Below are 6,221 nucleotides of genomic sequence, written 5' to 3'. Positions count from 1 at the left end.
TTTTTCAAGCAGAAGACGGCATACGAGATCTAGTACGGTCTCGTGGGCTCGGAGATGTGTATAAGAGACAGGGCTACCTCTATCGAAACCCATAAGCCCTGTTCGTCTTCCCGGTTCGCCCGCAAATGCTATCTTCAAGAACCGTGCGCCGGACGAAGAGCGCGGGTCTTTCGGCGCCAAACCTTTTGCGCCTGATTGGGGGTCATAACGCAGATACGCAGCCATCGCGAACGAAATCGTGCGAACGGCTCTCGCTTTGCCGCGAACGAAGCAGATTGCGTCGGAATTGTGGCCGAAACTCCACAAGTTTTCGCGGAAAGCGGCGAATCACCCCTCCCCCTTTCGCGCGATCCCGGTTGAGGCTTCGCCCCCCGGCCGCTAGGGCAGGCGGATGACCGTTCATCTGCATGAAGAAGACATTCCCGCCGATCTGTTCGCGCCCGGCGCGTCGATCGCCGTCGATACCGAGACGATGGGCCTGATCACGCCGCGCGACCGGCTGTGCGTCGTCCAGCTTTCGGACGGCGGCCCGGACGAGCATCTGGTGCGCTTTTCGCCCGAAAGCGACTATGCCGCGCCGAACCTGCGGGCATTGCTCGCCGATCCGGCCCGGCTGAAGCTCTATCATTTCGGGCGCTTCGACATCGCCGCGATCCGCCATTATCTGGGCGTCGTCGCCGCCCCCGTCTATTGCACCAAGATCGCCTCGCGGCTGGTGCGGACCTATACCGACCGCCACGGCCTGAAGGAGCTGGTCCGCGAACTGCTCGGCGTCGAGCTGTCCAAGGCGCAGCAGTCGTCCGACTGGGGTGCGCCCGACCTGTCCGATGCGCAGCGCGAATATGCCGCGTCCGACGTGCGCTACCTGCACCGCATGAAGGTCGAGCTCGACAAGCGGCTGGAGCGTGAAGGCCGGATGGAACTGGCGCAGGCCTGTTTCGATTTCCTGCCGGCGCGCGCCGAGCTGGACCTCGCCGGCTGGCCCGAGGTCGATATCTTCGCCCACGCCTGATTCGGTCCGCCCAGGGAGCCTGCATGTCCGAGATCGCCGACCGCGCCCGTACCCAGCGTCAGCGCTGGGCCGCGCCCGGCAGCCGCCACGACCGATTCGTGCGGGTGGCGCGCTGGATGCTGCCCAGCGCGATCGGCGTGCTGTCGGCGTTCCTGGTAATGGCGCCGATCTATTCGTCGAGCGAGGTGTCCTTCGTCCTCGACAAGAAGAAGGTCGAGGTCGCCAAGGAGCGGCTGAAGATCCAGGCGGCGCAGTATCGCGGCGTCGACGACAAGGGGCAGCCCTTCGTGCTCGACGCAGGCTCCGCGATCCAGCGCAGCTCGGCCGAGCCGGTGGTGCAATTGAACAAGCTGGCCGCCGCGATCCGGCTGTCGGACGGCCCCGCCACGGTCAGCGCCGATTCGGGCCGCTACGACATGCGCACCGAACAGGTGAAGCTGGACGGGCCGCTCGATTTCAAGTCGGCGGGCGGATACGACCTCCAGACCCAGAATGCGACGATCGACCTGCAGCAGCGGACGATGGTGTCGGGCGGCGCGGTGACGGGCCGCGTGCCGCAGGGGACGTTCAGCGCGAACCGGATGCGGGCGGACCTGGAAAACCGCACCGTCCGGCTGGAAGGCAACGCACGCTTGCGCATCGTGCCGTAAAGCACGAAATAGCCGCCCATGCACAAGCTCCTCGCCGCTGCGGCTCCGGCCCTTCTCGTCCTGGCAGTGTCCGCCACCGCGCAGGGCAAGCATGACAGCCGTGCGCCCGTCGATTTCGGCGCGGACGTCATCGAATTGCAGGACAAGCAGAATCGCGGCGTCCTGTCCGGCAATGTCTCGCTGCGCCAGGCGGAGATGACGCTGACCGCCGCGCGCGTCGTCATCATCTATACCGGCCAGGTGATCGGCGGAAAGCCGCAGGTCTCGCGGTTCGAGGCGTCGGGCAATGTCGTCGTGAAGCGGCCCAACCAGACCGCGCGCGCCAATTACGGCATCTACGACCTCAACCGCCGGGTCATCACGATGCTGGGCAACGTCACCCTGACCCAGGACGGCAACACGGTGAATGGCGGCCGCCTGACCATCAACCTCGACACCGGCCGCGCGGTGATCGACGGATCGTCGGTGGCGGGCGGGGCGTCGTCGGGGAATGGCGGTGCGGTCGCGCGCGCGCCGTCGGGCCGGGTCACGGGCACCTTCTCGGTCCCCGATCGCAACTGAGGCGTGACGCGGGCGGTAAGTGCGCGCTAACGTCCCGTGATGTAAGGCCATCAGGTAAGGAAAGAACGGGCCGATGGACATGGAAACCCCGATTCGCGAGGCCGGTCAGCGCACCGGCCACCGCACCGCGCCCGTGTCGGAGCCGCCGGTCGCCAACGGCCTGCAGGTCGTCTCGATTGCCAAAAGCTATGACAAGCGCACCGTCCTGACCGACGTGTCGGTCTCGGTCGGGCGCGGCGAGGTGATCGGGCTGCTGGGGCCGAACGGCGCGGGCAAGACGACCTGCTTCTATTCGGTCATGGGTCTGGTGAAGCCCGATTCGGGCCGCATCATGCTGGACGGCGAGGATATCACCGGCCTGCCCATGTATCGCCGCGCGATCCTGGGCCTGGGCTATCTGCCGCAGGAAACCTCGATCTTCCGGGGCCTGTCGATCGAGAAGAACATCCTGACCGTGCTGGAGCTGGCCGAGCCGGACCCGGCCGAGCGCGCGCGCAAGCTGGACAAGCTGCTGGAGGAATTCGGCCTGACCCGCCTGCGTGCCGCGCCCGCCATGGCCCTGTCGGGCGGCGAGCGGCGCCGCGCAGAGATCGCCCGCGCGCTGGCCGCCGACCCGTCGATCATGCTGCTCGACGAACCGTTCGCGGGCATCGACCCGATCTCGATCGCCGACATCCGCGACCTGGTGAAGGACCTGAAGCGGCGCGACATCGGTGTCCTCATCACCGACCATAATGTCCGCGAGACGCTGGACATCGTCGACCGCGCCTACATCATCTATGACGGGCGCGTGCTGTTCACCGGATCGCCGGAGGAACTGGTCGCCGACGCCAATGTCCGCCGCCTCTATCTGGGCGAGGGCTTTTCGCTCTGATCTGATGAGAAGTGCGCCCCGATCCGCTCCGTTCCGCTTCATCGCCCTTACCGGGCGATGGGCACGGGGCGTCGGACGGGCAGCGGTAATATGAGTCTCGCGCCGCGTCTCGACATCCGCCAGTCGCAGTCGCTGGTCATGACGCCGCAGCTTCAGCAGGCGATCAAGCTGCTGACGCTGTCCAATCTGGAGGTCGAGGCGTTCATCGCCGAAGAGGTCGAGAAGAACCCCCTGCTCGACGCGACGGCGGTGCGCGAGGTGGCGACGCCGGAGCGGCCCGAGCGCGAGGCGCCGGCGGGCGCGGACGAGCTGGTGACGGGCACCGCCCCGGCGGAGGATCGCGGGCTCGACCTGGACTATGCGACCGAGAGCCATCAGCAGGACAGCGTCGCCGATGGCGGCACCGGGCCCGATGGCGGCCTGTCGCTGAACGGGACGGGAAGCGGCGGTGGCCTGGGCGGCGAAGACGGCCCCGACTGGGATTCGCTGCCCGGCGATGCGCCCAATCTGGCCGAGCATCTGGGCGAGCAGGTCGCCTTGATCCTGTCCGGCGTCGAGCTGACCGTTGCGGCGCACATCATCGACCAGCTGGACGAGGCGGGCTATCTGACCGTGCCGCTGGGCGAGATCGCCGAGCGGCTGGGCGTCCCGATCGCCCGGGTCGAGTCGGTGCTGTCGGTGGTCCAGAGCCTCGACCCCACCGGCGTCGGCGCCCGCGATCTGGCCGAATGCCTGGCGCTCCAGGCCAAAGAGGCCGACCGCTACGATCCCTGCATGGCCAAGCTGATCGCCAATCTCGACCTGCTGGCGCGCGGCGACCTGGTCCGGCTGAAGCGCCTGTGCGGCGTGGATGACGAGGACATGGCCGACATGATCCGCGAGCTGCGCGGCTATGATCCCAAGCCCGGCTGTCGCTATGGCGGCGAGCCTGCCCAGGCCGTCATCCCCGACCTGTTCGTTACGCGGACCAAGGCGGGCTGGGGAATCGAGCTCAATACCGCCACCCTGCCCCGCGTGCTGGTCAACCGCCGTTATTATCAGGAGCTGCGCCTCGGTCCCCAGGACAAGGGGTCCAAGGCGTGGCTGGCCGATTGCCTGGCCAGCGCCAACTGGCTGATGAAGGCCCTCGACCAGCGCCAGCGCACGATCATCCGCGTCGCGACCGAGATCGTGAAGGTGCAGGACGCGTTCTTCCTCCACGGCATCGCGCATCTGAAACCGCTGACCCTGGCGCGAGTCGCCGAGGCGATCGGGATGCACGAATCGACCGTCAGCCGGGTCACGAGCAACAAATATCTGAGCTGCGCGCGCGGGCTGTTCGAGCTGAAATTCTTCTTCACCAGCGGCATCGCGGCAGCCGACGGCGGCGATGCCGTATCGGCCGAGGCGGTGAAGAGCGCGATCAAGGCGCTGATCGCCAATGAGGGCACCAAGATCCTGTCCGACGACACGCTGGTCGAGCTGCTCCAGGCCAAGGGCTTCGACATCGCCAGGCGTACGGTCGCCAAATATCGCGAGGCGATGGGGATCGGCAGCTCGGTCCAGCGGCGTCGCGCGCGCACCTTGAACGGCTGATCGACCGCATGGGTTGAACCGGCCCTCAGGTGTATTATATTACAAATACACATTGGGAGCCTGGCCATGGGCAAGAAGAAGCAGAAGAAAAAGCAGAAAAAGGCGGCGCAGGATGCACAGGCCGCGGCGCCCGGCCCCTCCCCCTTGCACCGGATCGGCCAGGTCCTGCTGGATCAGGCGCGCAGTCCGGCGGGGCGGCAGTTGCTGGCCACCGGTCTGATCGTTGCGGCCTCCGCCCTGGCGCGCGATGCCGGTCGGACCAGCGAGCCATCCCCCGCGCCGCCGCCAGGTCCGTCACCCGACCCCGCGGTCGAGCCGCCGAAAGTGACCGACTCCACCAGGCCTGGCCCGTCCGAGGCCGCAGCCTGGGCCGGAATGGCGCTGTCGGCGCTGAATCATTTTATCCATCGCGATCCGCCCGCCGAGCGGAAATAACGCGTGGGGGGCACTACGGGGGGAGCGAAGTGTCGCTCAACCCCCGGCACCGACGCGCGGGTGCCGGTCTTCCCGGCGGCTTCCACTCCTGCTTGTCTTTATATTTGGTGCGCGGCGATCATTTCAGCCTAGGCCGATCCGCGCCCGACGCAAGCCAAAAAAAAGGCCGGTCCGAAGACCAGCCATGAAAGTTTTTAGGAGAGGATGCCTGAAAGGCCCGTTCCTTCTGGCCGAATCCGACGATTAGCACAACTGCAACCTAATCAATTTTTCTTGCATTTTTTGCAATCGTAGACCGGGGCGTCGTCCCCTGGTTCGGCATCGCGCGTGACGAACCCGTCATCATCCGCCCGGACGAGCGCAATATCCGTGCTGTATTGAAACCTTAGCCGGATCGCGAATGTCGCCGCACGGCGATGATCATCCGTTTCCGGATCGCTTCCTGAAATTCTGCGACAGGTTGCGACAAGTAAATCGGATCCGTTTTTTGATAGATTTTGATTAGGATCCCAACTCAATGGTTGACCTCACGCGATTGACGGTTAGGTCAAGGTCAAAATAACAGGAGCGTATCATGGCCGACGACCCTATCGATGTGAATGCCGTAGAACTGGCAACCGAACTGACCATTGCGTGGTTGGGCAATCCCAATACCCGCACCTCGTCGGAAGAGGTTCCGGCTTTCCTCCACAAGATGCATGAGACCGTGTCTTCGCTGCTGGGCTCTGCACCGCAGGCCGCGGACGTCGAGGCGCCGACCGAATATGTTCCGGCCGTCTCGGTGCGCAAGTCGCTGGCGTCGAAGGATCATATCGTGTCGATGATCGACGGCAAGCCGTACAAGACGCTGCGCCGCCATCTGGCCACCCATGGCCTGACGCCGGAAGAATATCGCGAGCGCTATGGCCTGAAGCCCGACTATCCGATGGTCGCCGAAAGCTATTCGGAAAGCCGTCGCGCGATGGCGAAGAAGATCGGCCTGGGCCGCAAGCCCGGTCCGCGCAACGCCGCCGGCGCTGCCGCTACTCCGGGCCGCAAGCGCAAGGCCGAAGCGACCGCCGACGCCGAATAAGCGCCGCCGCGATCGACTGATCGCACCAAGGCCCGCCCGACC

7 protein-coding genes are annotated in these 6,221 nt (G+C 65.8%); all 7 read left to right on the top strand.

The window, feature by feature from the left end:
* Positions 1-391 precede the first annotated feature (391 nt).
* The 7 genes from QZ546_RS11085 to QZ546_RS11055 all read left to right on the top strand — a co-directional run bounded on the left by QZ546_RS11085 (position 392) and on the right by QZ546_RS11055 (position 6,179).
* A complete protein-coding gene (locus tag QZ546_RS11085; protein WP_294237215.1) occupies positions 392-1,012 on the top strand; it encodes a ribonuclease D in 621 nt (206 codons plus the stop codon).
* Positions 1,013-1,035: 23 nt separating this feature from the next.
* Complete coding sequence (gene lptC / locus QZ546_RS11080) at positions 1,036-1,662, top strand: LPS export ABC transporter periplasmic protein LptC (protein WP_294237212.1); 627 nt, start codon at positions 1,036-1,038, stop codon at positions 1,660-1,662.
* Between the two features lie 18 nt (positions 1,663-1,680).
* Positions 1,681-2,223: an LptA/OstA family protein gene (locus QZ546_RS11075; protein ID WP_294237209.1), complete on the top strand. Its 543-nt coding sequence runs from the start codon at positions 1,681-1,683 to the stop codon at positions 2,221-2,223.
* A 73-nt stretch (positions 2,224-2,296) separates the two neighbouring features.
* Positions 2,297-3,097 (top strand): LPS export ABC transporter ATP-binding protein, encoded by an 801-nt coding sequence (lptB, locus tag QZ546_RS11070; protein WP_294237206.1) that lies wholly within the window; start codon positions 2,297-2,299, stop codon positions 3,095-3,097.
* Positions 3,098-3,187: 90 nt separating this feature from the next.
* Positions 3,188-4,672 (top strand): RNA polymerase factor sigma-54, encoded by a 1,485-nt coding sequence (gene rpoN, locus QZ546_RS11065; RefSeq protein ID WP_294237200.1) that lies wholly within the window; start codon positions 3,188-3,190, stop codon positions 4,670-4,672.
* A gap of 66 nt (positions 4,673-4,738) precedes the next feature.
* Entirely contained in the window at positions 4,739-5,107 is a 369-nt protein-coding gene (locus QZ546_RS11060) for a hypothetical protein (RefSeq protein WP_294237197.1), read from the top strand.
* A gap of 574 nt (positions 5,108-5,681) precedes the next feature.
* A complete protein-coding gene (locus QZ546_RS11055) occupies positions 5,682-6,179 on the top strand; it encodes a MucR family transcriptional regulator (RefSeq protein ID WP_294237195.1) in 498 nt (165 codons plus the stop codon).
* Positions 6,180-6,221 lie beyond the last annotated feature (42 nt).

It is taken from the genome of uncultured Sphingomonas sp., assembly GCF_913062585.1.
GTDB lineage: Bacteria > Pseudomonadota > Alphaproteobacteria > Sphingomonadales > Sphingomonadaceae > Sphingomonas.
This window is presented reverse-complemented; position numbering and strand designations above follow the sequence as displayed.

Coding starts and splice junctions, on each gene's coding strand:
- QZ546_RS11085 (WP_294237215.1), top strand. CDS start 392: ATGACCGTTCATCTGCATGAAGAAGACATTCCCGCCGATCTGTTCGCG.
- lptC (WP_294237212.1), top strand. CDS start 1,036: ATGTCCGAGATCGCCGACCGCGCCCGTACCCAGCGTCAGCGCTGGGCC.
- QZ546_RS11075 (WP_294237209.1), top strand. CDS start 1,681: ATGCACAAGCTCCTCGCCGCTGCGGCTCCGGCCCTTCTCGTCCTGGCA.
- lptB (WP_294237206.1), top strand. CDS start 2,297: ATGGACATGGAAACCCCGATTCGCGAGGCCGGTCAGCGCACCGGCCAC.
- rpoN (WP_294237200.1), top strand. CDS start 3,188: ATGAGTCTCGCGCCGCGTCTCGACATCCGCCAGTCGCAGTCGCTGGTC.
- QZ546_RS11060 (WP_294237197.1), top strand. CDS start 4,739: ATGGGCAAGAAGAAGCAGAAGAAAAAGCAGAAAAAGGCGGCGCAGGAT.
- QZ546_RS11055 (WP_294237195.1), top strand. CDS start 5,682: ATGGCCGACGACCCTATCGATGTGAATGCCGTAGAACTGGCAACCGAA.